This is a genomic window from Synechococcus sp. RS9907, assembly GCF_014279615.1.
Taxonomy (GTDB): Bacteria; Cyanobacteriota; Cyanobacteriia; order PCC-6307; family Cyanobiaceae; genus Parasynechococcus.
In genome coordinates this window covers 2243523-2267969 of the sequence record NZ_CP047944.1, presented here as the reverse complement: position 1 = coordinate 2267969, position 24447 = coordinate 2243523, and the positions used below count along the sequence as shown (strand labels likewise).

At 61.6% G+C, this 24447-nt stretch carries 24 protein-coding genes, 2 tRNA genes and 1 rRNA gene; 16 read left to right on the top strand and 11 right to left on the bottom strand.

Translation table 11 applies throughout. The annotated features are described in order from the left end of the window. Positions 1-30: 30 nt before the first annotated feature. The 3 genes from SynRS9907_RS12355 to SynRS9907_RS12345 are packed head-to-tail and all read right to left on the bottom strand — an operon-like array spanning position 31 to position 2241. A complete protein-coding gene (locus SynRS9907_RS12355; protein WP_188021215.1) occupies positions 31-1632 on the bottom strand; it encodes a glycoside hydrolase family 3 N-terminal domain-containing protein in 1602 nt (533 codons plus the stop codon). Further along, on the bottom strand, positions 1613-2035 hold the full coding sequence (gene rbfA, locus SynRS9907_RS12350) for a 30S ribosome-binding factor RbfA (RefSeq protein WP_115080513.1): 423 nt from the start codon (positions 2033-2035) through the stop codon (positions 1613-1615). The genes SynRS9907_RS12355 and rbfA overlap by 20 nt, the downstream gene beginning before the upstream one ends. Further along, positions 2035-2241, bottom strand: a complete 207-nt coding sequence (locus SynRS9907_RS12345) for a DUF751 family protein (protein ID WP_006850467.1) — start codon at positions 2239-2241, stop codon at positions 2035-2037. The genes rbfA and SynRS9907_RS12345 overlap by 1 nt, the downstream gene beginning before the upstream one ends. Positions 2242-2300: 59 nt before the next feature. Here SynRS9907_RS12345 and SynRS9907_RS12340 point away from each other — a divergent pair, with 59 nt between their 5' ends. Beyond that, on the top strand, positions 2301-3026 hold the full coding sequence (locus SynRS9907_RS12340) for a glutathione S-transferase family protein (RefSeq protein ID WP_188022477.1): 726 nt from the start codon (positions 2301-2303) through the stop codon (positions 3024-3026). Here SynRS9907_RS12340 and SynRS9907_RS12335 read toward each other — a convergent pair. After that, entirely contained in the window at positions 2992-3669 is a 678-nt protein-coding gene (locus tag SynRS9907_RS12335) for a DUF6816 family protein (RefSeq protein WP_188021214.1), read from the bottom strand. The two genes, SynRS9907_RS12340 and SynRS9907_RS12335, sit on opposite strands and share 35 nt — an antisense overlap. Between SynRS9907_RS12335 and SynRS9907_RS12330 the strand changes: the two genes are divergently transcribed. Further along, positions 3668-3931, top strand: a complete 264-nt coding sequence (locus SynRS9907_RS12330) for a chlororespiratory reduction protein 7 (protein ID WP_188021213.1) — start codon at positions 3668-3670, stop codon at positions 3929-3931. The genes SynRS9907_RS12335 and SynRS9907_RS12330 overlap by 2 nt on opposite strands. A 3-nt stretch (positions 3932-3934) precedes the next feature. Here SynRS9907_RS12330 and SynRS9907_RS12325 read toward each other — a convergent pair whose 3' ends face one another. Further along, positions 3935-4510 carry a shikimate kinase gene (locus SynRS9907_RS12325; protein WP_188021212.1) on the bottom strand — a complete coding sequence of 192 codons (576 nt, stop codon included), beginning with the start codon at positions 4508-4510 and terminating at the stop codon, positions 3935-3937. Positions 4511-4561: 51 nt separating this feature from the next. Between SynRS9907_RS12325 and SynRS9907_RS12320 the strand changes: the two genes are divergently transcribed. From SynRS9907_RS12320 to SynRS9907_RS12300, 5 genes are all read left to right on the top strand, one after another. Beyond that, a complete protein-coding gene (locus tag SynRS9907_RS12320) occupies positions 4562-5482 on the top strand; it encodes a 6-carboxytetrahydropterin synthase (protein ID WP_188021211.1) in 921 nt (306 codons plus the stop codon). 11 nt (positions 5483-5493) lie between these two features. Beyond that, positions 5494-6207 carry a RibD family protein gene (locus SynRS9907_RS12315; RefSeq protein WP_188021210.1) on the top strand — a complete coding sequence of 238 codons (714 nt, stop codon included), beginning with the start codon at positions 5494-5496 and terminating at the stop codon, positions 6205-6207. A 105-nt stretch (positions 6208-6312) separates the two neighbouring features. Beyond that, complete coding sequence (locus SynRS9907_RS14125) at positions 6313-6999, top strand: hypothetical protein (protein ID WP_255445915.1); 687 nt, start codon at positions 6313-6315, stop codon at positions 6997-6999. A 58-nt stretch (positions 7000-7057) separates the two neighbouring features. Beyond that, positions 7058-8233, top strand: coding sequence for a GNAT family N-acetyltransferase (locus SynRS9907_RS12305; protein WP_188021209.1), 1176 nt, complete (start codon positions 7058-7060; stop codon positions 8231-8233). 9 nt (positions 8234-8242) lie between these two features. Continuing rightward, complete coding sequence (locus tag SynRS9907_RS12300; protein ID WP_188021208.1) at positions 8243-8650, top strand: DUF4346 domain-containing protein; 408 nt, start codon at positions 8243-8245, stop codon at positions 8648-8650. A gap of 3 nt (positions 8651-8653) precedes the next feature. Here SynRS9907_RS12300 and SynRS9907_RS12295 read toward each other — a convergent pair whose 3' ends face one another. Beyond that, on the bottom strand, positions 8654-10228 hold the full coding sequence (locus SynRS9907_RS12295) for a B12-binding domain-containing radical SAM protein (protein ID WP_188021207.1): 1575 nt from the start codon (positions 10226-10228) through the stop codon (positions 8654-8656). 144 nt (positions 10229-10372) lie between these two features. Between SynRS9907_RS12295 and SynRS9907_RS12290 the strand changes: the two genes are divergently transcribed. Then, on the top strand, positions 10373-10465 hold the full coding sequence (locus SynRS9907_RS12290) for a hypothetical protein (protein WP_011365270.1): 93 nt from the start codon (positions 10373-10375) through the stop codon (positions 10463-10465). On the opposite strand, the gene SynRS9907_RS12285 is transcribed toward SynRS9907_RS12290, so the two are convergent. Together SynRS9907_RS12285 and rimO are read right to left on the bottom strand one after the other, a co-directional pair. Continuing rightward, positions 10458-11681, bottom strand: coding sequence for an MFS transporter (locus SynRS9907_RS12285; protein ID WP_188021206.1), 1224 nt, complete (start codon positions 11679-11681; stop codon positions 10458-10460). The genes SynRS9907_RS12290 and SynRS9907_RS12285 overlap by 8 nt on opposite strands. Then, positions 11678-13054: a 30S ribosomal protein S12 methylthiotransferase RimO gene (gene rimO, locus SynRS9907_RS12280; RefSeq protein ID WP_188021205.1), complete on the bottom strand. Its 1377-nt coding sequence runs from the start codon at positions 13052-13054 to the stop codon at positions 11678-11680. The genes SynRS9907_RS12285 and rimO overlap by 4 nt, the downstream gene beginning before the upstream one ends. 85 nt (positions 13055-13139) lie before the next feature. Between rimO and SynRS9907_RS12275 the strand changes: the two genes are divergently transcribed. After that, positions 13140-14069 (top strand): vitamin K epoxide reductase family protein, encoded by a 930-nt coding sequence (locus SynRS9907_RS12275; protein ID WP_188021204.1) that lies wholly within the window; start codon positions 13140-13142, stop codon positions 14067-14069. A gap of 14 nt (positions 14070-14083) precedes the next feature. Here the strand turns inward: SynRS9907_RS12275 and nadB are convergent, their stop codons facing one another. The 3 genes from nadB to SynRS9907_RS12260 form a co-directional block, all read right to left on the bottom strand. Continuing rightward, positions 14084-15742 carry an L-aspartate oxidase gene (nadB, locus tag SynRS9907_RS12270; RefSeq protein ID WP_188022475.1) on the bottom strand — a complete coding sequence of 553 codons (1659 nt, stop codon included), beginning with the start codon at positions 15740-15742 and terminating at the stop codon, positions 14084-14086. Between the two features lie 70 nt (positions 15743-15812). Continuing rightward, complete coding sequence (psbU, locus tag SynRS9907_RS12265; protein ID WP_188021203.1) at positions 15813-16220, bottom strand: photosystem II complex extrinsic protein PsbU; 408 nt, start codon at positions 16218-16220, stop codon at positions 15813-15815. Positions 16221-16332: 112 nt separating this feature from the next. Further along, the gene (locus SynRS9907_RS12260) at positions 16333-17043 is read right to left on the bottom strand and encodes a DUF3120 domain-containing protein (protein ID WP_188021202.1); all 711 of its coding nucleotides are present in this window, start codon (positions 17041-17043) and stop codon (positions 16333-16335) included. A gap of 110 nt (positions 17044-17153) precedes the next feature. Between SynRS9907_RS12260 and SynRS9907_RS12255 the strand changes: the two genes are divergently transcribed. From SynRS9907_RS12255 to SynRS9907_RS12225, 7 genes are all read left to right on the top strand, one after another. Beyond that, complete coding sequence (locus SynRS9907_RS12255) at positions 17154-18017, top strand: undecaprenyl-diphosphate phosphatase (protein ID WP_188021201.1); 864 nt, start codon at positions 17154-17156, stop codon at positions 18015-18017. A gap of 19 nt (positions 18018-18036) precedes the next feature. Further along, complete coding sequence (locus SynRS9907_RS12250) at positions 18037-19434, top strand: TIGR03279 family radical SAM protein (RefSeq protein ID WP_188021200.1); 1398 nt, start codon at positions 18037-18039, stop codon at positions 19432-19434. A 24-nt stretch (positions 19435-19458) separates the two neighbouring features. Beyond that, positions 19459-21210, top strand: a complete 1752-nt coding sequence (locus SynRS9907_RS12245) for a TolC family protein (RefSeq protein WP_188022474.1) — start codon at positions 19459-19461, stop codon at positions 21208-21210. Next, positions 21204-22007, top strand: coding sequence for an inositol monophosphatase family protein (locus SynRS9907_RS12240; RefSeq protein ID WP_188021199.1), 804 nt, complete (start codon positions 21204-21206; stop codon positions 22005-22007). The genes SynRS9907_RS12245 and SynRS9907_RS12240 overlap by 7 nt, the downstream gene beginning before the upstream one ends. A 607-nt stretch (positions 22008-22614) precedes the next feature. Continuing rightward, positions 22615-24100 (top strand): 16S ribosomal RNA (locus tag SynRS9907_RS12235). Between the two features lie 184 nt (positions 24101-24284). After that, positions 24285-24358 (top strand) — tRNA-Ile (locus SynRS9907_RS12230). A 9-nt stretch (positions 24359-24367) separates the two neighbouring features. Further along, positions 24368-24440 (top strand) — tRNA-Ala (locus SynRS9907_RS12225). Positions 24441-24447 lie beyond the last annotated feature (7 nt).

Genomic DNA, 24447 nt, shown 5'->3' with positions numbered 1-24447 from the left:
CGGTTGGCCAGTGCGGTTGGTTGGCGGTGGTCAGTCGGTGAATGCACCGCTGTTGCCCGTCGGCGTTGCGGTGGGGAACAGCGCGTTGAGCACCTGGCGTTGGGCTTCCTGCATCTGGCCGGCGGAATAGGCGGCAGGGCAGTTGCTGGGTAGCAGTGGCTGCAGGTTGTCCCACAGGTAAGGGCTGCCATAGACCACGACCCCGGCCAGCCGGTTGAGGGCGATCAGTTGTTGGATCGCTGCGGCCCAGGGTTCCTGGGCATCCCGCCCGGCCCGGAAGGGGTTGCCCCGCAGGAACAGCTGCAGCAGCACCGCTCCGTCGCCGAGCCGGTCCATTGCCAGGGGCGCCTTCGGTTGGTCGCTCCAGGGCGACAGGCCCTCGCCGTGCAGCACGAGCGAGCGGAACCCATGAGCTTCAGGGATGCGCAGGGCCGGTGACCAGCCGCTGAGGGCGGCTGCGCTGGGCACCAGGGCATCCACGCGCACCAGGTTGATGCCCGTGTTCGCCTGAACCGCTTCACCACGAATGCTGATGCTGTGGCGCACCAGCTCCGCCTCCAGGGCCCTGTCGGCTGCGTTAACGATCGGACTGGACGCAACACCGCCAGGGATTGATGCCAGAGCATCGGCCCGGCGCTGCAGGCTCTCGTCCAACCGCTCGAGAGGCAGCCGTCCGCTGCGGAAGCCGTCGCAGAGGCCCTCAATGGCGGCATCGGCATCCGCCGGCATCAGGATCAGGTCGGCCCCCGCTTCAACGGCCAGCACGGCCGCCTCTGCCGGGCCATGCCGCGCCCTGATCGCTTCCATCACCAGAGCATCGGTCACCACCAACCCGTTGAAGCCCATCTCCTGCCTCAGCAGATCGGTGAGCACGGCTTTGGAGAGAGTGGCGGGCTGCTGCGGGTCCAGCTCTGGCAGCACCAGGTGAGCCGTCATCACGCTGTCCACGCCGGCGGCAATGGCGGCCCGAAAGGGTGGCATTTCGATCTGATCCAGCCGCTCGCGGCTGTGGGGCAGCACCGGCAGGTCCAGATGGGAGTCGCTGGTGGTGTCGCCGTGGCCCGGAAAGTGCTTGGCGCATCCGAGAACACCCGCCTGCTTCAGCCCCTGCTGGAAGGCCACGGCCAGGGCGCTGGCACTCTTGGGATCTTCGCCCCAGGCCCGGACATTGATCACCGGGTTGGCGGGGTTGTTGTTGACGTCGCACACCGGCCCCAGCACCCAGTTCAGCCCGCAGCGGCGGGCCTGTTCGCCGGTGCAGCGGCCGTAGCGCTCACTCAAATTCAAGGCCAGCTCGGGGTCCTGCTTGTGGAGACGCCCAAGGGCCAGGGGCGGCACCAGCCAGCTGGCCCCTTCGAAGCGCTGGCCAACGCCCTCTTCAACGTCCGCGCAGACCAGCAACCGCTGCTCACTCCAGCCCTGCAGTTGCTGGGTGCGTTGTTGCAGCTCAACAGCGCTGCCCCCTAGCAGGATCACGCCACCAACACCGTCCCGCAGCAGGCGCTGCAGTTCGCTGTTTGGAAGGTCCCACTGCGGGTAGCGACGCTGCTGGTCGCTCAGATGACCACTGGCCCGCACCACCAGCAGTTCCGCTACGCGGCGCCGCAGGCTGTTAGCGGGCCGGCTGTTCATCACTGCCTGGCTGTTGATCACTCCCCGGTGGAATCTCGCCCCGCTGCTGCCGTTCGTCTTCGAGGCGATTCAGCAGTCCCAGGACGGAGGTGCCCCGTTCCAGGCCTCGATCCAGCTGGAACACCACCTCGGGGGCGCGTCGCATCTGCAGCCGCCGCCCCAGTTCTCCCCGCAGGAAGCCGCTTGCGGCCTGAAGGCCCTCGAGCACCTGGTCGCGCTCCTGGGCCTCTCCGAAAACGCTCACGAAGATCTTGCAGTGCTGCAGATCGCCGGACACCTCCACTTCGGTGATGCTCACCATGCCCTGGTGCACCCGTTCATCACGGATGCCGTTGATCATCAGTTCGCTGACTTCTTTGCGGATCAGGGCGGCCACCCGCTCCACTCGACGCCCCTGTGCCATCACGCCATCGGTGCTGAATTCACCATGGCACGCAGCACCAAGGTGAGGCTGATTCCACCGCTGATCAGGGCGCCGATCAAGGCCACGGCCGTGACCGGGTTGCTGCGGCGTGCGGCCAGGGGTTCGGCGACGGAGTTCATCACCCCGAGGGTGAAGGCGATTAAGTAACGGGGATAACGGGAGACGTTGAGGAAAAACTCCCGCATGGTTCTGGCGAGCTCATGAATCTGCTGGCTACTCTGCCGGGCCCATGGCTGTTTTGGACATGTTGGAGCTGCATCAATTCCGCCATTCCGCCTTCTGCCTCAAGGTGCGGATGGTGTTGCAGGCCAAGGGACTGAGTTTCCGCACCGTGGAGGTGACCCCCGGCGTCGGCCAGGTGGCCGTGTTCCGCCTGTCTGGCCAACGCCAAGTTCCCGTACTGGTGGATGGGGATCAAGTGATTGCCGACTCCACCGCCATTGCTTTGCACCTGGATCAGCGGGAGCCCGATCCAGCCCTGATCCCTGCTGATCCACGCCAGGCCGCCCAGGTGCATCTGCTCGAGGACTGGGCCGACACCACCCTGGCGATGGCCGGCCGTTCCTCCCTGGTGCAGGCCGCGGCGCTGGATCCTGAGCTGCGGGTTGCCCTGCTGCCCGACGATGTGCCCGATCCCGTGCGGTCGGTGATGGGCGTGATCCCCGGCGGTTGGGTGAGCAACATCACGGAACTGGTGAACCAGAAGGAACGCACCGAGTTGCTGGCCAGCCTTGAGCAGCTGGCCAAATCTGTGCAGGCCAGCCCCTGGTTGGTGGGCGACAGCATGACCCTGGCGGACATCGCTGTCGCGGCCCAGTTGTCGCTGCTTCGCTTCCCCTCCTCTGCGGGTTCGGCCCTGGCCGGCAAGGGCGTGCCCGGGCTGAGCGATCACCCCAAGCTTCAGCCCCTGTTCCAGTGGCGAGACCAGATTGAACTCAAATTGATGGAGCGGACCCTGGAAGAGGTGTGAAGCGCAGCTGGTAGTGGTGCTGGGCGATGGCCTGATCTCGCAGGCTCTCGCCCGGCGAGGCATAGCGCCCCTGCCACTGCTCGGCGCAGATGTCGTCGCCACAGCGGCTGTAGCGGCTCAGGGTTTCGATCCGGCTCAGCCGCGGTGGACCGGGGGCATGCAGGATCTGCAGCACCAGTTCGTCGGCCAGGAAGGTGTCAGCGCTCGGGGTCTCCTGGCGGCGGCCCGTCACCGTGGTCTCGAGATAGAGATCCCCCTTGAGTCGGGCAATCTGGCGGTTGGCGGAGTCGGGGTCTTCTTCCACCTTCAGCAGTTGCTCGCCAAGCAGGGCACGACCGATGGCTGTGGCGTTGAAGCTGCGATCGCCGACCAGTCGACCGCGCCGGTCGGCTTGAAACCGTGCTTGATGCAGCAGCGGTGGATCGTCTGGGGCATCGAGATCAATGCTCTCCACCTGCCAAAGCCCGGCAAACCAGTGGGGGTAAATCAGGTCGTCCCGATTTGAGGGCCGCGGCAACGGTGCCGGCAGGCTCCAGTCGGGCCAACTGTTCAACCGCTGCTCAAGACCTGTCTGGGCCCAGGCGGGGCTGCCACTGAGCAGGATGGTGAGGCCGATCAGCAGCATCCACATCTGCCGTTCCATGTCTGATCCCCTGATCCGTGCCCTTGATGACTATGTGGTGCTGGAGCCCGGCAAGCCGGAGCAGCTGCTCAGCGCTGCAGACACGTTGACATGGCTGAGCGGTTGGTTGCGCAGCCTCGATCAGTTGCCGGCCGATCTGGCCGATCAACCCGATGTGGATGCAGCGGCGCAGCGGTTGATCGACACGGCCTGTGATCTGGAGATCAGCCCCGGGGTGATCTTGCAGTGGTTTGCGGTGCGGTTGGAGCCGCCCACCGCTTGAGATTCAGTCGGTTCGGCGTTGGGTCGGATCCTTCAGCAGGCTTGGCACCAGTTGCAGGATTCCGTCGGCCACGGCCTCTGGGGTTTCGTCGTTGATCACCACCGTCAGATCGGCCTCGGCATAGAGGGGACGACGCTCGTTCAACAGCGCGTTCAAAGCCGCCTCTGGATCGGCGGTTTGCAGCAACGGGCGCACGGTGCTGTCAGCGTTCAGCCGCTGCAGCAACTGATCGGGCACCACATCGAGCCAGATCACGATGCCGCTGTGGAGCATTCCCCAGTTCTCCGGCTGGGTCACCACACCGCCACCTGTGGCCACCACCAGCGAGTGGCGCTGACTGATCGCACTGAGCACCTGGCTTTCCAGGCTGCGGAAGCCCGCTTCGCCATCCCGATCGAAGATGTCCGGGATGCTGCAGCCCGCCGCCTGTTCGATCACGGCATCGGCATCCACAAAGCCGTAGCCCAGGCGTTCGGCCAGGGGGCGGCCCGTGCTCGTCTTGCCGCTGCCCATCATTCCCACCAGATAGAGGCTGCGCCCGGCAAGACGCTGCTTGAGGGTGGTGGTGGAATCCGCCATGACTCGGAAACGGCACTAGCTCATTAGGATGCCTCGCGGCCGGAACGTCACATGACTGAAACGAAGTCACAAGCACGGCACGGCCAAGGTCGTGGTTGTGTCATCACCAGGAGGGCCTGTTTCAGTGCCAGCCATCGTTATTGGCTGCCAGAACTGTCTGCCGATGACAATGCCGCCCGCTTCGGGCCCTGCGCTTTGGCTCCTGGCCATGGGCACAACTACGAGTTGATCGTGTCCATGGCTGGTGGTCTGGACGCCGACGGCATGGTGCTCAACCTCTCGGAGGTGAAGCACGCCATCCGCAACGAGGTGACGGGCCAGCTCGATTTCCGCTTCCTCAATGAGGCCTGGGCGGAATTTGATGTTGCCACCGCTGAAGGTTGCCTCCCCACCACCGAGGCCCTGGTGCGGGTGATCTGGCAGCGCCTCAGCCCTCATCTGCCGATCACGGCGCTGCGCCTCTACGAACAACCGGGCCTTTGGGCCGACTATCTCGGACATCCCATGGACGCCTTCCTCACCATCCGCACCCATTTCGCCGCTGCTCACCGGCTGGCCCGCCCGGAACTCAGCCAGGAGGAGAACGAAGCGATCTACGGCAAGTGCGCCCGTCCCCACGGCCATGGCCACAACTACCTGGTGGACGTGACCGTGCGCGGTGAGATCGATCCACGCACCGGCATGGTCTGCGACCTCTACGCTCTGCAGCGCCTCGTGGATGATCTGGTGGTTGAGCCCTTCGACCACACTTTTCTCAACAAGGATGTGCCCTTCTTCGAGGAGTGCGTGCCCACGGCTGAGAACATCGCACTGCACATCGCTGATCGTCTCTCCAGCCCGATCAAGGCCATCGGCGCCAGCTTGCACAAGGTGCGATTGCAGGAGAGCCCGAACAATGCGGCCGAGGTTTACGCCGAAGCACCGCAACTGGAGATGTCCCCAGCTGCCCTTGATGCCGTGGCTGCTGTCTGATCGAAGGCTTGATGCCTCAACGCCTCACCCCTTCACGCCCCACTCCCACGCGTCCCTTCGTGCGGCTGGTGCTGGCCATCAGCCTCGATGGACGCTTGGCCCCGCCAGAAGGGGGTGCTGCCCAGCTGGGGGGTGAAGGTGACCGTCGTGCCCTGGAGCATGCCCTTGCCTGGGGGGATGCCTGCTTGATCGGTGCCGGAACCTTGCGGGCTCATCAGTGCACCTGCTTGATCCGCAGCCCTCAGCTGCTTGAGCAACGCCGTAGCGAGGGGCGAACCGAGCAGCCGGCCGCTGTGGTGGTGAGCCGATCGCCGGACTTCGATGAGGACTGGCTTTTTTTCAGGCAACCATTGCAGCGCTGGTTATTGGCGCCGGCTCCAGTGGAGGTTGGATTTCAACGTTGGATCCCTCTTGGTGAATCTTGGCCCCAGCGACTGGAAGCTCTAGGAGCCGCTGGTATTCATCGGCTGGTGCTGCTCGGTGGTGCCCGTCTCGCTGCGGACCTGCTGGCCGTGGATTGCGTCGATGCCCTGCAGCTCACCCTGGTGCCCCGGCTTCTTGGGGGCGGCAACACCTGGTTGCCCACAGCCTGTTCGGGGTTGCCTGAAGCGTTCAGCCTGCCGGAGGCCTGGACTGATGAGGGTGCACATCCCCTGGTTGGCGGGGAATGGTTGCTGCGTTATCGCCGTCTGCGCACTCCCCCAACTGGGGGAGTGCACGGCTGAATCCACTCCCTAGCCTGAGCAAAATCCATGGTGTAAATGGCGAAGAAACGTCGGAAAAAGCTCTTGGGAACGAACGGTGCCGATGAACTGATTGGGACCAAGAGAATGAAGCGGATCTACGGTCGTGGCGGCAACGACATCATTTCCACCCCGGAGGGCCGTTTCAAAGTTTGGGGGGGCGATGAGGCCGACACCTTCAAGACCCTCAACGGTGGGAAGGGCTATATGAAAATCATGGACTTCGACGCCGGTGACACGATCACCTTCTGCGGCTGTGCATCCACACGGATTGAACAGCGCGGCAAGGACGCCTGGATCGTCAAGGCCGACGACGTCAAAGCCGTGCTGAAGGGAATTGATGCTGAGGATCTGGACATCGATTTCGATAAAGCCGAGATCAAGATGAATGCGGCGTCGCTCAAAAAGCTTCGGGGTACGGAAGGTGCCGACGAACTCACGGGGACCCGCCTCAAGAAGTTGGTTTATGGCCTTGGTGGAGCTGATGTGATCGCCACCGAAGAAGGGAAATACCGTGTCTGGGGTGGTGAGGACGATGACACCTTTAAGACCCTCAATGGTGGGAAGGGGCACATGAAGATCATGGACTTTGAAGCGGGTGACACGATCACCTTTTGCGGCTGTAAATCCACGCGGATCGAGCAGCGTGGCGAGAACGCCTGGATTGTTAAGGGCGACGACGTCAAAGCCGTGGTGAAGGGCGTTGATGCCAATGATCTGGACATCGACTTCACCAAGGCGGTGATCACGATGAGTGCAGACCCCATGGCCTGATCGCCAGTGATGGCTCCCTGGTTAAGGTCATCGGATCAAGGCCAAAGACACCGTCGCAATGACGTCACTCACGGCCCGTTGGCATCGCTCCATCAACGAGATCCCGGAGCAGCAGTGGAACAGCCTGGTGGGAGCCGATGCGATCCCCTTTTACCGCTGGAGCTGGCTGGAGGCTTTGGAAAGCTCAGGCAGCATCATTCCCGAGCAGGGCTGGCAGCCCCTGCATCTGGCCCTCTGGCGTGATGACATCCCGATTGCGGTGGCTCCACTGTTCCTCAAGGGCCACAGCTATGGCGAGTTTGTGTTCGACCAGACCTTTGCCCGTCTGGCGGCGGACCTGGGGCTCCGCTACTACCCCAAGCTCCTGGGTATGAGTCCGGTCAGCCCAGTGCTGGGTTACCGCTTCCATGTGCGATCTGGAGAAGATGAAGCTCTGCTCACCCGGGAGTTGCTGCGGGCGATCGATCGCTTCTGCGAACAGAACGGCATCCTCAGCTGCAATTTCCTCTACGTGGATCCGCAGTGGCGGCCACTGGCGGAGGCCGCCGGCTGTGCCGCCTGGCTGAACCAGCAGAGCCTGTGGAGCCGCGGCGACGACCAGACGTTTGAGGATTACCTCAAGGGCTTCAATGCCAACCAGCGCCGCAACATCAAGCGGGAACGCAAGGCCGTTGCCAAAGCCGGGATTACCGTGACACCCCTCAGCGGAGATCAGCTGGATCTGCCGCTGTTGCAATCCATGCATCGTTTCTACGAGCAGCACTGTGCTCGCTGGGGACCGTGGGGCAGCAAGTACCTGGAAGAGGGCTTTTTTGAAGCGTTGGCACGGCTGCACCGCGATCAGCTGGTGCTTTTTTCTGCCCACCGCGGTGACCCGCGCGATCCGGTGGCGATGTCGATGTGCGTGCAGGACGGCCGACAGCTCTGGGGCCGCTACTGGGGCAGCCACGAGGAGATCGATTGTCTTCACTTCGAAGTCTGTTACTACGCTCCGATCGAATGGTCTTTGGCCAACGGCATCGTCAGCTTTGACCCCGGAGCCGGTGGCAGCCACAAACGCCGGCGAGGCTTTGTGGCACGGCCCCACGCCAGCCTGCACCGCTGGTATCAGCCCCAGATGGATCAGTTGATCCGCGCCTGGTTGCCCAAGGTGAATGGCTTGATGCTTGAGGAGATCGAGGCCATCAATGCGGAGCTTCCCTTCAAAGCGGAACCTCCGGCCTTGGCTTTGTAGGTTGAAGGCATGACCACAACTCCGGAAGCACCGGCATCCACCGCTGCGGCAATGGATGCACTTGATCAGCGCCTGTCCCAGCGGTTCATCGCTCTGGATCCCAGTGGGTATTTCCTGATCAAGCTGGATCGTGATGCTGCCGAACTGGTGCTTGAGCACTACGGCAACACCATTGATGACAAGGGGTTGGCCCGAGATTCTGAGACCGGTGAGGTGTTGCGCTGCGACGGGGGCAATGCACCTCGGCGCCCTTCAGCGGTTTACCGCGGCGGTACGGCCAAACAGCTGGGGATCCAGCTCACGGAAGGGGAAGCCCCACACCCGGTCAGTCTCCTCGACCATGCCCTTTATTTGGGGCGGGAGTTGCAGAAGGCTGAGCAGTGCCTGCGTGACGGCACGGTCTATGTGCAGGACTGAGGATCAGGCCGGCTGCAGTTCTTTGGCTGGTGTGGGTTCTTCGGGTGGTAGCGATTCCAGCTGTTCGCGGATTTCCTGCTGAACGATCGAGCGGTATTCGAGGAAGTGCTCGTTGTGGGCCAGCACCGATAGGAACTGTTCAAGCAGGGCGGGGTTGTTGCGTGCCATGCCGACCAGGTAACGCCAGAAGCGGGTTCGGGTGTTGCGCTTGATGCCCTGCCGCCACACCACGATGCTCAGCGCCTTGAGGTCCACCAGGCTGGGCAGTTTGGCCGCGGCTTTCCAGCGGGGTGCGCCCATCTTCAGGTAATAGCTGTAAACCCGATCCATATAGGCGTTGGGTTCATAGAGCGCGCAGAAGGCTTCCACGTACTCGTTGGCGATATCTCGGATCGGCCGGGTGGGTTCGAAGTTCAGCAGGTTCGTCTGGTTCACGCCCTTGGCGGCGTCTTCTCCTTGGATCAGGCGGCCTTCCCGCTCCAGCCGTGCCCAGAGGGCTGTTTTGGGCAGAGCCTGCAACATGCCCATCATCGCGGCGGGGATACCAGTGCGGGTCACAAAGTCCACGATCCGGCGCCCGGCGCCATCCTTCTCACCGTCGAAGCCGATGATGAAGCCCGCCATCACCCGGATGCCGTTGGCGGTGATGCGGTCCACCGCAGCATCGAGAGGATTGCGCGTGTTCTGCACCTTGCGCGCCGTTTCCAGGCTCGCCTCATCCGGTGTTTCGATGCCCAGGAAGACGCTTTCAAAACGGGCGTCGTGCATCATCCGCATCATCTCCTCGTCGTCGGCCAGATCCACGGAGGCTTCGGTGGAGAAGCTGAAGGGGTACCCGCGCTCCTCCTGCCAGGTGCGGATCTGGGGCAGCAGCAACTTGGCGTTGCGCTTGTTGCCGATGAAGTTGTCGTCCACCAGAAAGATCGAGCGCCGCCAGCCCAGGTCGTGCAGATACTGCAGTTCGGCCACCAACTGCTCAGGTGTTTTGGTGCGGGGCTTGCGGCCATAGAGAACGATGATGTCGCAGAACTCGCAATTGAACGGGCAGCCGCGAGAGAACTGAACGCTCATCGAGTCGTAGGCGTCCAGCTGAAGCAGATCGAAGCGCGGAATCGGTGTGGCGGTCACATCCGGCTTATCGCCCTCGGCGGTGAAGCGCCCTTTCGTTTCCCCCCGTTCCAGGGCCTCCAGGAACATCGGCAGGGTGATTTCCCCTTCATCGAGGATCTTGAAGTCCGCCAGATCCAGTTCCGGTGCATCTGGCGTGGAACTGGCGAAGGGGCCGCCGATGGCCACGGGCAGGCCCCGCTGCTTGGCTTTGCCGATCTGCACGGCCATGTCGTCCTTCTGGACGATCATTCCCGAGATGATCACCAGCTCGGCCCAGTCCCACTCCTCGTCCGTTACTTCCCGCACGTTCCGGTCCACCAGCTTCATCTCCCATTCCTGGGGGAGAAGTGCTGCCACGGTCACCATCCCCAGGGGAGGCAGCAGCACTTTGCGATTCACCAGCTCGAGAATCTTTTCGTAACTCCAGAAGGTCTTCGGGAATTCGGGGTAAACGAAAAGAGTGCGCATGGCGTCGGGCGTTGGTGGATGGAGGTCCGGTCGGCCCGGCTGGAGATACCTTTCAATTGGTATCAGCTGTTCACAAACCTTAAGCGCAATGGCCGGAACTCAGGCCTGTGTCTGATCTAATGGTGGCCACCTCCGTACTTGCACATGGGCGTCGGCATCTATCTCGGCCTGGTTGGTTCCGGACTGGTGACGGCTTTTGTGCTCACCAAGCTGCTCAAAGGAATCAAGCTCATCTGAGCGGTTCCAACGTCTTGGCTCCTCGCTTTCGTATCCAGAGCACAGCTACAGCTGCGCTGAGGCCGCCGGTGACGGCAAAAGCCGTGGAGAGATTGGTGAACATCACCATCTGGGCAACGATCAATCCGCTGAGCCCGCCACCGCCGAGGAAGGCGATCTGGCTGAGCCCAGCCATCCGGCCTCGCATCACTTGCGGTGAGCCGATCTGACTGATCAGGTTGCAGCTGCTCAGCAGCCCGGCTGTGCCGGCACCGATCAGAAAGGCCATGGCCAGGCTGAACACAGGCCCTGGAGTACGGGCCATTCCCAGTTGGGCCACTGCGGTAATCAAGCCAAACCCCCCGAGGGTGAGGAAAGGGCGCCGGCAGAAACGCTGGCTGTTGCGCTGCAGCACCAGGCCCCCCACGATGCTCCCGCCCGCCAGCACACTGGTGAACAGCCCAAGATCCGTGGGCTTGGGCCCAAGCTGATCGAAGGCGATCAACGGGGCCAGTCCCGGGTGATAAAACCCGATCAGACACAGCACAGCAGTGAAGCTGAGCACCCCTTGAAGGGTGCCACCGCAGTGGCGCCAGGCATTGAGCAGGCTGGCATCTTGACCGCTGCTGCTGCGCACTTCCCGATCCCGATGTGGGTTGAGCAAGAACATCACACTGGCGATTGGCAGCAGATAGCTGGCCGCATCAATACCCAGGGCCCAGGCCGGGCCAGTGGCCGCCAGCAACAACCCGCCGATCGGCGGGCCCACCAGCTTGCCCACGTTGAACACCACCGAAAAGCTGGTGAGGTAGCCCGCCAGCTGTTCCTGCCGCTCCACCAGGATCGAGCAGTACTTGTTGCGGGCCGTCAGCTCATAGGCACCGGCGATGCCCACCAACAGGGTGCTGCAGAGCAGCAGCAGCACCTGGGCCGTGCCCTCCAACAGGGGAATTGCCAATGCCCCCAGGCCAGAGGCAGCCAGCAGTGCCCATTGCGCCTGCACCAGCACCCGTTCACAGCCCATCCGGTCGGTGCGCACCCCCGCGGGACCACTCACCAGCAGGGTGGGAAGTGAAAGAGCGGCGAAGTTCAACGCCAGCACGAAGGGATCCACGCCCCCTTTCATCAGAATCCAGCCCTTGGCGGTGATGCCGGCAAACGAACCCGCCGTGCTCACGCCCGAGGCGATCAGAAAAAGCTGGCGTTGCTGCTCGTTCCGCAGTTTGAGGAGGGTCAACCCTGGCGTTTCGCTGCGGCCACCATGGCGCGGGCACCAACAATCCGCCCGCTGAGGTCGTAGATGTCAGCCCCGGTGATCTCCACCGGCACCAGGCTGCCCGGTGCAGCTTGCTGCCCATCGGCTCCGGGCTGCACCCGCACTTCACCGTCCACTTCCGGGGCAAATCGGGCGCAGCGCCCGATCATCTCGCCGGTTTGAGGGTTGTGCTGTTCGATCAGCACGTCAACAGTGCGCCCCACCCAGCGGCTGTTGCGTTCCTCCGAAATGGGTTGTTGCAGAGCCATCAGGGCATCCTTGCGAGCTTGGGCCACCTCGGGATCGACGCGATCGGGCAGGTCCGCCGCTGCTGTGCCGTCCTCCGGCGAGAAGGTGAACACCCCCACATGATCGAAGCGTTGGCGCTCGAGGAAGCCCATCAGGTGCTGGAAGTGCTCCTCTGTTTCGCCGGGGAACCCCACGATCAACGTGGTGCGCAGCACCGCATCGGGGAGTTGGTCGCGGATCTGATCCAGCAGGCGGTCGTTCACATCCGCCTGCCAGGGGCGGTTCATCGCCCGCAGCACTTCCGGATGGCTGTGCTGCAACGGCAGATCCAGATAAGGCACCACATTGGGGACCTCCCGGTAGGCCGCCAGCACGTCCGGCGTCAGCCCGGTGGGATAGGCGTAGTGGACCCGGATCCAGGGGATCTCCACGTCGCCAAGGGCCCGCAGCAGTTCCGCCAGCTTGGGTTTGCCGTAGAGGTCGAGGCCGTAGTTGGTGGTGATCTGGCTGATCAGGATCAGCTCCTGCACCCCCTGTTCCGCCAGTTGGTGGGCTTCAGCCACGATGGATTCGATCGGCCGACTGCGCTGATCCCCTCGCAGCTTGGGAATGATGCAGAAAGCGCAGCGGTAGTCGCAGCCTTCGGCCACCTTGAGGAAGGCCACCGCCTGGTCGGTGGTGCGTTGGCGTGGCAGGTGTTCGTCACCCACAAAGGTGGGAACGGCGCTCACCTGGTTCACCCGCTCCCCCGCTTCCACCCGCTGCAACACATCCACGATGTGCTGGTAGTCGCCGGTTCCCACGATGGCTTTGGCCTCGGGGATCGACTCCAGCAACTCCTCCTGGAAATGTTGGGCCAGGCATCCCGCAATGATCAATTCCTTGCCCTGTTCCGCCAGTCCCACAAGGGTGCGCACCGATTCTTCGCGGGCGTCCTGGATGAAGCTGCAGGTGTTCACCACCACCACGGCGGCATCGCTCTCATCGGTGCTGACGCCGTAGCCCGCTTCCGCCAGCAGCCCCACCATGTGTTCGGTGTCCACCCGGTTCTTCTCGCAGCCCAGGTGGGCGAAGGCGACCGTCGGTTTCGTCGGGGTGCTTGTCATCACGTCGCCGGCAGGCCAAAGATCACCCTACGAAGCGGCCTGATCACGCCGGAACTGACAGAATCCGATTACTTGAAGATCAAGGATGGGCACCACCCGTCTCGTCAGCCGTCGCCGCCAGGATTCCGGCGCCAAATGGGCCCGCATCGCCATGGCGGTGCTGGCCACCGCGGGGTTGATCGATACCGGTTCGATCACCCTCAAGCGCTGGGGTTTGCTTGGCAACCTCACCTGTCCGATGGGGGCCGACGGTTGCGACAAGGTGCTCAACAGTGCCTGGGGAACAGTCTTTGCCGGGATTCCTCTGTCGTTGGTGGGGGTGCTGGCCTACGGCGCCGTGCTGCTGATGGCGCTGCTGCCCCTGTTGCCAGGGCTGCAAGAGAACAAGGGTGACTTGTCCCGTCGCACCTGGTGGGGGCTGTTCGCCGTGTCCCTCGGTATGGCCGTCTTCAGCGGTGTGCTGTTGGGGGTGATGCTGCTCAAGATCCAGGCCTTCTGCTTTTTCTGCGTTCTTTCGGCTGCGCTGTCCCTCGCCCTGTTTGTGCTGTCCATCGTTGGTGGTGGTTGGGACGACTTCGGTCAGCTGCTGTTCCGCGGCGTGCTTCTGGCCCTGGCGGTGCTGCTAGGGGGCTTGATCTGGGCGTCCGTGGTGGATCCGAATCGGCCCGAGGCCGTGGCCAATGGATCAGGCGTCGCACCGCTTGTCACCACCGAGAGCACGCCAGCTTCGATCTCCTTGGCTGAGCACCTCACCAGCAGCGGAGCTGTGATGTACTCCGCCTACTGGTGCCCCCACTGCCACGAACAGAAGGAGCTGTTCGGCAAGCAGGCCTCGGATCAGTTGAACGTGGTGGAGTGTGCGCCGGATGGTGAGAACAACCAGGCCGACCTGTGCCGCAGCAAAGGATTGGAGGGTTTCCCCAGCTGGGAGATCAACGGCAGCATCGATTCCGGGGTGAAAGGGCTCGACACACTGGCTGAACTCAGCGGCTATGAGGGCGACACCGACTTCTGAAACAGAGATGCTCCTTAGTCCCGGACGGCACGGGTGAAGATCCCCCGCTGCCGTTGTTGCCGGGAATGCTGCCGCCATTGCGGCAGCGGTGCAGGAGCATCGCTGCGGTAGTGGCCTCCCCGGCTTTCTCCGCGAAACAGGCAGGCCTCCAGCATCAGCCGGCTGGTCAGCAACCTGTGGTGGAGATCCAGCAACAGGTTCAGATCGCGTCGGCTGCTTTCAGCCAACAGCCTGGGAGCACAGGGGTCGTCCCGTAGCAGGGCCTGGAGCAGCGCCTGCTGCTCCAGCTCTTGTTCGTGAGCTTTCACGTTGCCGAGGGCCTGGCGCAGTCCAGCGGCGGATCGCTCCACCCCCGCCCGTCGCCAGCAGAGCTGCCGCAGCTGCTCGATGGCGTCGATCAACTGCGAACTGCTGCTGCCGTTGAGGTCCAAGTCAAGCGGTTGTGTCGCGCTGCTGCCGAGGGCCGTTGGGACGGGGCCGAGCTCGATCTCTTTGAGGCGATGGGCGAACACCAGGCATTCCATCAGGGAGTTGCTGGCCAGTCGGTTCGCGCCATGCAGGCCTGTGCAGGCCACTTCCCCCACGGCATAGAGCCCCGGCAGTGTGGTGGCGGCCTGCAGGTCCGTGGCCACCCCTCCCATCCAGTAATGGGCGGCTGGTGCCACGGGGATGGGCCGTTCCAATGGATTCAGTCCGAGTTCGTCGCAGCGGTCCAGGATCGTTGGGAAGCGTCGCTCCGCCTGGTCGCGCGGGATGGCGGCGAAGTCGAGCCACATCTGTTTCACCCGCTGCCGCTGCATGGCCTGCATCAAGGCTCGGCTCACCTGGTCCCGCGGTGAGAGGTCGCGTTGGGGCAGGTGGGCGACAGGGCTGCCCCCCAGGGAATCCACCAGCACCCCCCCTTCGCCACGAACGGCTTCGGAGATCAGAAAGCAGGGGGCGTCATCCAGGCGGATGGCCGTTGGATGGAACTGAACGAATTCCAGATCTTCCACGGCTGCACCCGCCTGCCAGGCGAGGGCGATGCCTTCGCCGCAGGCCTGGGCTGGATTGGTGGTATTGGCAAACAGATGGCCCCCGCCGCCGCTGGCCAGCACCACGGCGCGGGCCTCGATCCCGTGAAGATGGGCCCCATCCAGCACCTGCACGCCGCAACAGCGCCCATCGCGCACCAGCAGCTGTGTCACGCGAACGCCGCGGCGATGCAGCAACCCCGGCCGTTGCTCTACACGATCCCTCAGCACATCCACCAGGGCTCGCCCCGTGCGGTCCTGCACATGCAGCACGCGTCTGTGACTGTGGGCTGCTTCCAGGGTGGTGGCCAGACCGTCCTGATCCCGGTCGAAGGCCATCCCCAGCTGCCCCAGGCGCTCCACGCAATGCGGCGCCTCCTGCACCAACAGCCGCACCGCATCACCATCGCAAAGGCCGGCTCCAGCCAATACGGTGTCCCCGGCATGGCTTTCGGCGCTGTCCTCCTTGCGCGTCACCGCGGCGATGCCCCCCTGGGCCCAGCGGCTGGAAGAACGCCGTCCCGTGTTGCGGTTGAGCAGCAACACCTTGAACTCCTGCGGCAGATCAAGGCAGGTCATCAAGCCAGCAGCCCCGGCACCGATCACCACAACGTCCCAGGGACCTGAGGGGATGGGATCAGAGCTGCGGGGCTGGGCCATCACGGGGACAAAAAAACCGCCGGTGGTCCGGCGGTTCAAGCAGTCACAACCAGTGTGACGGGGTCAGGAATCAGCGGTATTGGCCGTCGTTGATGCGGTCGTCGCCCTCGTTCAGAGCAATGGAAGGAGGGGTGACCGTGAAGTTGTCGCGGTACTTCGCGAACAGCTCTTGCTGACGCTCGGTCAGATCAAGAGACAGCACATCGTCAACACTGTCGTAGGGGCCACCAAGAACGATCTTGCCGGCCATGGTCGGGTACATCCCGGGAAACTGCTGGAAACGGCGCACGGAGGAATTGTTCAAATCCACCTTGCCGTCCCGTGCGGCAATTTTGTCGTCCGCGATGTTGCGGATTTCATTGCCGGAATACTTGTTGCGAAGGTCGTCCTCGGCGTAGACGCTGCTCGGGAGCACGAGGCCTGCCATCAGGCTCGCCATCACCAATGCGCCGGTCAGCCAGCTCAGAAGCCGCTTCATCTCAACTCTCGATCAGGGGTCAGAACGGGTCGACCGGCGGTGCCGGCTCGGGAAGACTACAAGTCGTTGCGCCGTTAAAGCCCTTGAACCTGGGCAGCTTTTGCAGTTCGTTTCACTCGATCAGGCCACTGAGCCCCGGCTGCAGCAAGGCTGAGAGCAGGAACAAGCCATCCACCCAAAGGGTGGTGATCAAGACGGCAGCGGCCATGGATCTCGCGTCACCGGTGAAACCGCCGCTGTTCCTGCTCAGCCGGCGTCCAGCCAAAAGAACGAGGACCGCTGAGATCACAAGGGTGACCAAAGGCAGTGGCTGGAGCAGATGGGTCCCCGCTTGATGCAGCAGCAGTGGCGCTTGATCCAGGGAAGCTGTCACCACTGCGGGCCAGAACTGCATCACGCCGGTGGCTGCCATGGCCAGGTCGGTGCAAGCTGTGCCCACCAGGGACGACAAATAGAACGTGGCCGCCAGGCGCCAGCGCCCCTGCAGGCCGCCCAAGGCCACGGGCACGGCGAAGGCTTCCACCGGCAGGTGCAGAACGGGATGGGCTCGCAGCCAACCCCAGAAAATGCACCCTGCCAGCCAGCTGCCGCTGAAACCCACCAGTAGGGAACCTAGATCGGATGTTGTCTGGGAGCGGCTCTGATGCATCACCAGTCCGGCTGCAATCAGAACTCCAGTGAACAAGGTGGCTGAGAACGGATCCAGCCTCACCCAGGGGGCTTGCAGGAACACCGGCAGCACCACCATGGCTGCGGCGATGCGGGCCACGGGAAAGGACCACGACCGATCGGGGGCTGATGTTTGCCAGGTGCCGCCGATCAAATGTCCTTTGTGAAGAAAGTCACGGAACCTTAGAAGACATCATCAAGTGACGCGGCTGACATGCCCGCTTTGCCTACCGGGGATACCGTCAGAGCGACACTCACACATTGATGGCGGACCCCTCTGCATCCCTCTCCCTGCTTGAGGCCTGCTGGCGTGATCTGGTGTTAGGGGTGGTCCAGGGACTCACTGAATTTCTGCCAATCAGCAGCACCGCCCATTTGAAGGTGGTTCCTGAGCTCCTGGGATGGGGCGATCCGGGTGTCTCCGTGACCGCCGCCATTCAGCTGGGCAGCATCGTCGCCGTTATCGCCTATTTCCGCACCGATCTCAGGCAGGTGTTGCGGGGCATCAGCCGCGCCTTTCGCAATGGCCAGTGGCGCGAACCCGAGGCGCGCCTTGGGTTCGCCATGGTGGTTGGGACCCTGCCGATCTTGCTGATCGGCTTGGGGATCAAATTCGCATGGGCCCAGGGCTACGAACAGTCAACCTTGCGCAGTGTTCCCTCGATTGCCATCGTCTCGATTGTGATGGCGTTGCTGCTGGCCTTGGCTGAACGGGTCGGCGCACGGCGCAAGCAGCTTCAAGAGGTTTCAGGCCGCGATGGCCTGCTGGTGGGGCTGGCCCAGGCCCTCGCATTGATCCCGGGGGTCTCGCGTTCCGGCAGCACCCTCACGGCGGCCTTGTTCGACGGTTGGCAGCGTGCTGATGCAGCCCGGTTTTCCTTTCTATTGGGCATTCCCGCCATCACCATCGCAGGTTTGGTGGAGCTCAAGGATGCTTTCGCCTCTAGCCCTGGCAACGGTCCCCTGCCGTTGCTGGTTGGAATTGGTTCGGCTGCAGTGGTGTCGTGGCTGGCGATCGATTGGTTGCTGAAGTTCCTGCAGCGCAACAGCACCTGGGTGTTCGTCGCTTACCGGCTGCTGTTTGGGCTGCTTCTGCTGGTCTGGTGGGGCGTTCACGGCGCACACTGAGTTCAGATGAAGCCGGCTTGTGTGGAATGAGCCATCCGCCGGGGTTGCCGTTGCAGCTCTGGATCCAAGTAGCAGTGGTCGTCAACCGCAGCCCGCGGTGGTGGCGTCCGTCGAGTCCGGCTCGATCGGGGAGGAGCTGGGTTTTGAGCCGGGTGATCAGTTGCTCAGCATCAATGGCATTCGCCCGCGTGATCTGATCGATTACCGCTACCTCTGCGTGGAGGAGGAGCTTTGCCTTGAGGTGCGTGATGCCAAAGGTGCACTGCATCGGGTGGAGTTGGAGAAAGATGCCGATGACGGTCTTGGGCTGGCTTTCACCGAGGCTCTGTTCGATGGCTTGCGCCAGTGCAATAACAACTGTCCGTTCTGTTTCATCGATCAGCAGCCCCCAGGGCGGCGCGACAGCCTCTATCTCAAAGACGACGATTACCGCCTGAGTTTTCTCTATGGCTCCTATCTGACGCTCACCAACCTGGGCGAGGCCGACTGGCAGCGAATTGAAGAGCAGCGTTTATCGCCGTTATTTGTGTCGGTGCATGCCACGGATCCCGAGCTGCGTTCACGGCTGCTGGTGAATCCGCGAGCGGCCCAGGTGATGGACCAGCTCGCCTGGTTTGATCAGCGCGATCTGCAAATCCATGCCCAGGTGGTGGTCTGTCCGGGACTGAATGACGGTCCTGCCTTGGAGAGAACCTTGAACGACCTCGCCTCCTTCGCGGCTGGCCCCTGGCCAGCGGTGCTCTCTGCAGCTGTGGTGCCGGTGGGGCTCACCCGCTTCAGGCCGGCTGACGATGGCTTGGTTCCTGTGGATCCGGACTGCGCCCGAAGGGTGATTGCGCAGGTGGAACCCATGCAGCAGCACTTTCAGGAGGTTTTGGGCACCCGTTTCGCCTGGCTCTCCGATGAGTGGTACCTGGTGGCGGGATTGCCCTTGCCACCCCGGGATAACTACGAGGATCTTCCGCAACAGGAAAACGGCGTGGGCAGCATCCGTGCCTTCCTTGAAGCATTGGATGAGGCAACTCAGGAGTTGCCCAGCGCGGTTGCTCAGCCCCGTCGTTGCAGCTGGGTGGTCGGTCAGATCGTGGCGCAGGCGTTGCAGCCTGTGGCTGAACGGCTGAATGCAGTGGATGGCGTCGAGTTTCACCTGATCGGGTTGCCCAGTCCCTATTGGGGGCAGGAGCAAGTGGTGACTGGATTGCTGACGGGACAGGATCTGCTCACAGGCCTGCAAGGCCGAGAGCTGGGCGATGAGCTGCTGCTGCCATCGGTGATGTTGCGGCAAGGGGAGCCCGTTTTCCTGGATGACATGACCCTGGAATCCCTGGCCGCGCAGTTGCCTGTCCCCATTCAGATCGTGCATGGGGCGGCTGACGTCGTGGACTCAGTTTTGGGTGCCATAGGAAAAAGTCCCTAAGCTCCGTGAAATTCCTTGATTGCTGTGCGCCGGATCACCGCGGGTATTTGTCTCGTAGCGAGCGTTGTCTCTTCCGGTGTTCCCCCTGCGCTCAGCCAAGACGCTGTTCAAGTTGAGTCGGCCTTGATTGATCAGGCCACCCTGCCGGACGCGATCGACTCGAAGGGTGCCCGTCCCAAGGCAGATCCTTCTGTGATCTCTCCCGCGGTTGATGCGCTGCCGCCTCCGCTTCTTCCTTTGGCGGCTCCCCCCAGTCTGGCTCTCCCTGATGCACCATCTCAGGTGCGTATCCATGAGCTGCGTCCCCTCACCCTCGAAGAAGCGCTTCAGCTGGCAGAGGTCAATAGCCCTCAGCTCAAAGCAGCGGCCAGTCGGGTGGATCAGGCCAAATCTGGACTACGTGCAGCCATCGCCGCCTGGTACCCCACCGTTGACCTTTCGGCCAGCGGACTTCCTGAATACTTCAAGTCGTACTCCTACCGAAATCCAGATTTCGTTCCCGATCGGATTGTTCAAAAACCTGATGGCCCGGTGACGCGGGATGGATACAACGAGCGTTATGGCCGTGAAAAGCGAGCCAACGTCAGCCTGCAGGTGAGCTGGGATCTCATTAACCCCGCCAGAGTTCCCCAAATTGCAGCAGCCCGAGATCGTTTTGAGCGAGCCGGTGATGCCTACCTGATCGCTCTACGGGAGCTGCGTCTGCAAACCCAGACAGCCTATTTCGACCTGCAACAGGCTGATGAAGGTGTGCGCATTGGCCAAGATTCCGTCAAAGCATCATTGGTGAGTTATCGGGATGCACGGGCGCGTTTCAATGCCGGCGTGAACACAAAGCTGGAGGTTCTGGAAGCGGAGACCCAACTTGCTCGTGACCGCAACACCCTGACCACCAACCTTGGTCTTCAAGATGTTGAGCGCCGCAATCTTGCTGCTCTACTCGACCTCCCTCAGGACATCACCCCGACGGCGGCAACCCCCTCACGACCGTTAGGCCTGTGGGAGCCTTCACTTCAGGAGAGCATCGTTGCTGCTTACAACTTCCGCGAAGAGCTTGATCAGCTGATCCTCGACATCTCGATCAACAACAGCGAAGCCAATGCGTCCCTCGCTGCTGTTCAGCCTGTCCTGCGCTTTTTGAACTCCACTACCGCTTCTCGTTCAAAGGGTCAAAGTGGTCAGACCTCTTGGAGTGAGATCGATATGGGCGATTTCACCTACGGGATGCAGAACAGTACGGCGCTGACTGCAAGCTGGCGTTTGTTCGATGGTGGTCGTGCTCGGTCTCAATACCGGCGTTCCAAGCAGGCCGCAGAAGAGAGTCGTTTCAATTTCGCAAGAACCCGTGATCAGATTCGGCTTCAAGTGGAGCAAAGCTTCTTTGGCTTGCGCTCGGCGATTCAGAGCATCGACACCACAGCCATTGAGGTTCTGTCATCACGAGAATCTCTTCGCTTGTCACAGCTCCGGGTTCAAGCGGGAGTTGGTGTTCAGCGGGAGGTGGTGAACAACCAGCGTGATCTCACCCAAGCAGAGTTGAAATACGCCCGTGCGATCAATCAATACAACACGAGTCTGGCTGAGCTGCAGCGTCGTACAGGTCTGGATGCCTTGATTGCCTGTAACGCGGTCTCATTGACGGGAACCAAGCCAGAACCGGAGCAAGAACCGATTCCGATCGAGCCCACGCCTCTGAAAGTCGCCTGCCCAGCGGTGGCCACCGCTGACTCGTCGCCCAATCAAACTGAGGCCAGTCCTGTTCAGCCTTTGTGGTGACGCTTGTGCTCAGTGACGATCAACTGGGCGCTGTTCATCTGTTGCTGGATCGCATCCGTGCTCGTCAGCTTCAGGATTTTGGTCAGATCGGCTCCGACGTGAAGCCCGATGGTTCTTTAATCACCGAGTGCGATCGCTGGAGCGATGCCGCTCTGGTGAAGGGGTTGGCCAGCATCGCCCCCGGCGAAGGCGTCCTCAGCGAGGAAGGATCGAAAACAGTTCCAAACACGCGGGCCTACTGGGTGGTGGATCCCTTGGACGGGACCACCAACTTCGCGGCGGGCATTCCTTATTGGGCGATTTCCGTGGCTCGCTTTGTTGATGGCCGTCCCAGTGAGGTTTTCCTCGATGTACCGGCGCTGAACCAACGTTTTGTCGCTCTGCGCGGTCGGGGTGCCACGCGAAACAATCAGCCGCTGACTTCGGAGACCCGAGCCCTCGCCACCAGTGCTTGTGTCTCTCTTTGCAGCCGCTCGATTCGGGTGTTGCAGCGCAAACCGGATCAGCGTTTTCCTGGGAAGATCCGTTTGCTTGGTGTCGCCAGCCTCAATTTGGTGAGCGTTGCGATGGGGCAGACCATCGCTTCCCTAGAAGCCACGCCCAAGATCTGGGATCTGGCGGCGGCTTGGTTGGTGTTGGATGAGTTGGGTTGTCCGATTCGTTGGTTGGATGCGGATCCAGCGCAGCTCTCTCCAGGAGAGGACGTTGCCGACCTTGGCTTCCCTGTGCTGGCGGCCGGTTCATGGGCTCATTTGGCGCGTTTTCTCCCCTGGGGAGAGGCCCTAGTGCAGCAATGAAGGGTCGCTATTGCGACAGCGGAGGTTGTGGTGTTATGTTTTTGGACTGCGCGGGAGCCGAGAGGCTGCTGTGCAGGCTGAAGCGCTTGAGGCGAAAGCTTTGATGTGTCTGAGGCGGCTTGCGAGACCAGAAGGGAGCGATCCCACGGTGTTGTAAGTTCTTCAAGCGGTCGCGAGAGGCCGCGATGACCAACCAACCGATCTCCTGAGAGGGAGTGAAGAGAAGTTTGGTCGCACCTGGACAATTGAAAAGTTTAGGAACTGACGCTTTTATCGCGTTTGGTTCTGAGCCAAGCCGAGAGGTGAGGTGAGGAGTCGAATGAAAGAGCGATGAAGGTGTGAGGTCCCGTCAAAAAATTTCGTTGCGCTGAAGCAATTCGCTGCAACGGGAGGGTTTTCACGAGCTCTCTTGTTGCCGGTGTGCGAATTGTGGAGCAACAACCGGATCTGAGATCCCGGAAAGTCATTGACAGAGAAATCTAGAGATGCACTCTTAAGAACCCTTTTGTGTCAGCGAAAGGAGGCCTCAACTGTTACCAGTTTTCACTGAGTAATGGGTGACGCAAATCATTTTGAGGACGTGAAAACGTCCAAGAGGAAATGATCTACAACGGAGAGTTTGATCCTGGCTCAGGATGAACGCTGGCGGCGTGCTTAACACATGCAAGTCGAACGAACCTTCGGGTTAGTGGCGGACGGGTGAGTAACGCGTGAGAATCTGCCCTCAGGAGGGGGACAACAGCTGGAAACGGCTGCTAATACCCCATATGCCGCGAGGTGAAATGAATTTCGCCTGAGGATGAGCTCGCGTCTGATTAGCTAGTTGGTGTAGGTAATGGCTCACCAAGGCATCGATCAGTAGCTGGTCTGAGAGGATGATCAGCCACACTGGGACTGAGACACGGCCCAGACTCCTACGGGAGGCAGCAGTGGGGAATTTTCCGCAATGGGCGAAAGCCTGACGGAGCAACGCCGCGTGAGGGATGAAGGCCTCTGGGCTGTAAACCTCTTTTATCAAGGAAGAAGATCTGACGGTACTTGATGAATAAGCCACGGCTAATTCCGTGCCAGCAGCCGCGGTAATACGGGAGTGGCAAGCGTTATCCGGAATTATTGGGCGTAAAGCGTCCGCAGGCGGCCCTTCAAGTCTGCTGTTAAAAAGTGGAGCTTAACTCCATCATGGCAGTGGAAACTGTTGGGCTTGAGTGTGGTAGGGGCAGAGGGAATTCCCGGTGTAGCGGTGAAATGCGTAGATATCGGGAAGAACACCAGTGGCGAAGGCGCTCTGCTGGGCCATCACTGACGCTCATGGACGAAAGCCAGGGGAGCGAAAGGGATTAGATACCCCTGTAGTCCTGGCCGTAAACGATGAACACTAGGTGTCGGGGGAATCGACCCCCTCGGTGTCGTAGCCAACGCGTTAAGTGTTCCGCCTGGGGAGTACGCACGCAAGTGTGAAACTCAAAGGAATTGACGGGGGCCCGCACAAGCGGTGGAGTATGTGGTTTAATTCGATGCAACGCGAAGAACCTTACCAGGGTTTGACATCCTGCGAATCTCTTGGAAACAGGAGAGTGCCTTCGGGAACGCAGTGACAGGTGGTGCATGGCTGTCGTCAGCTCGTGTCGTGAGATGTTGGGTTAAGTCCCGCAACGAGCGCAACCCACGTCTTTAGTTGCCAGCATTTAGTTGGGCACTCTAGAGAGACTGCCGGTGATAAACCGGAGGAAGGTGTGGATGACGTCAAGTCATCATGCCCCTTACATCCTGGGCTACACACGTACTACAATGCTACGGACAAAGGGCAGCAAGTTCGCGAGGACAAGCAAATCCCATAAACCGTGGCTCAGTTCAGATCGTAGGCTGCAACTCGCCTACGTGAAGGCGGAATCGCTAGTAATCGCAGGTCAGCATACTGCGGTGAATACGTTCCCGGGCCTTGTACACACCGCCCGTCACACCATGGAAGTTGGCCACGCCCGAAGCCGTTACTCCAACCCTTGTGGAGGAGGACGTCGAAGGTGGGGCTGATGACTGGGGTGAAGTCGTAACAAGGTATCCGTACCGGAAGGTGCGGATGGATCACCTCCTAACAGGGAGACAACACAATGATTTTGATGCCTGAGTGCTTTTATTCTTAGGCCGAAATCCTGTCACCTTAGGTCGATCGGTACCTCAGCTTTGAAGTCAAGGATCAGCAGCAATGTTGATTGCTTGATGGAGATTTTCAGTTCCTAAACTTTGTCTAGGTCACACCCCAAAAGGGATGAGACTCCTGGGCCATTAGCTCAGGTGGTTAGAGCGCACCCCTGATAAGGGTGAGGTCCCTGGTTCAAGTCCAGGATGGCCCATTCGGTGTTGGGGGTTTAGCTCAGTTGGTAGAGCGCCTGCTTTGCAAGCAGGATGTCAGGAGTTCGAGTCTCCTAACCTCCACTGACCG

What these genes read in the sequence shown, in the direction of transcription:
- SynRS9907_RS12325 (WP_188021212.1), bottom strand. Translation starts at nt 4,510, where the DNA reads ATGGCGGATTCCACCACCACCCTCAAGCAGCGTCTTGCCGGGCGCAGC.
- SynRS9907_RS12345 (WP_006850467.1), bottom strand. Translation starts at nt 2,241, where the DNA reads ATGCGGGAGTTTTTCCTCAACGTCTCCCGTTATCCCCGTTACTTAATC.
- SynRS9907_RS12295 (WP_188021207.1), bottom strand. Translation starts at nt 10,228, where the DNA reads ATGCGCACTCTTTTCGTTTACCCCGAATTCCCGAAGACCTTCTGGAGT.
- SynRS9907_RS12300 (WP_188021208.1), top strand. Translation starts at nt 8,243, where the DNA reads ATGACCACAACTCCGGAAGCACCGGCATCCACCGCTGCGGCAATGGAT.
- SynRS9907_RS12290 (WP_011365270.1), top strand. Translation starts at nt 10,373, where the DNA reads ATGGGCGTCGGCATCTATCTCGGCCTGGTTGGTTCCGGACTGGTGACG.
- SynRS9907_RS12340 (WP_188022477.1), top strand. Translation starts at nt 2,301, where the DNA reads ATGTTGGAGCTGCATCAATTCCGCCATTCCGCCTTCTGCCTCAAGGTG.
- SynRS9907_RS12275 (WP_188021204.1), top strand. Translation starts at nt 13,140, where the DNA reads ATGGGCACCACCCGTCTCGTCAGCCGTCGCCGCCAGGATTCCGGCGCC.
- SynRS9907_RS12315 (WP_188021210.1), top strand. Translation starts at nt 5,494, where the DNA reads ATGCCTCAACGCCTCACCCCTTCACGCCCCACTCCCACGCGTCCCTTC.
- nadB (WP_188022475.1), bottom strand. Translation starts at nt 15,742, where the DNA reads ATGGCCCAGCCCCGCAGCTCTGATCCCATCCCCTCAGGTCCCTGGGAC.
- rbfA (WP_115080513.1), bottom strand. Translation starts at nt 2,035, where the DNA reads ATGGCACAGGGGCGTCGAGTGGAGCGGGTGGCCGCCCTGATCCGCAAA.
- SynRS9907_RS12320 (WP_188021211.1), top strand. Translation starts at nt 4,562, where the DNA reads ATGACTGAAACGAAGTCACAAGCACGGCACGGCCAAGGTCGTGGTTGT.
- psbU (WP_188021203.1), bottom strand. Translation starts at nt 16,220, where the DNA reads ATGAAGCGGCTTCTGAGCTGGCTGACCGGCGCATTGGTGATGGCGAGC.
- SynRS9907_RS12335 (WP_188021214.1), bottom strand. Translation starts at nt 3,669, where the DNA reads ATGGAACGGCAGATGTGGATGCTGCTGATCGGCCTCACCATCCTGCTC.
- SynRS9907_RS12255 (WP_188021201.1), top strand. Translation starts at nt 17,154, where the DNA reads ATGGCGGACCCCTCTGCATCCCTCTCCCTGCTTGAGGCCTGCTGGCGT.
- SynRS9907_RS12355 (WP_188021215.1), bottom strand. Translation starts at nt 1,632, where the DNA reads ATGAACAGCCGGCCCGCTAACAGCCTGCGGCGCCGCGTAGCGGAACTG.
- SynRS9907_RS12330 (WP_188021213.1), top strand. Translation starts at nt 3,668, where the DNA reads ATGTCTGATCCCCTGATCCGTGCCCTTGATGACTATGTGGTGCTGGAG.
- SynRS9907_RS14125 (WP_255445915.1), top strand. Translation starts at nt 6,313, where the DNA reads ATGAAGCGGATCTACGGTCGTGGCGGCAACGACATCATTTCCACCCCG.
- rimO (WP_188021205.1), bottom strand. Translation starts at nt 13,054, where the DNA reads ATGACAAGCACCCCGACGAAACCGACGGTCGCCTTCGCCCACCTGGGC.
- SynRS9907_RS12305 (WP_188021209.1), top strand. Translation starts at nt 7,058, where the DNA reads ATGACGTCACTCACGGCCCGTTGGCATCGCTCCATCAACGAGATCCCG.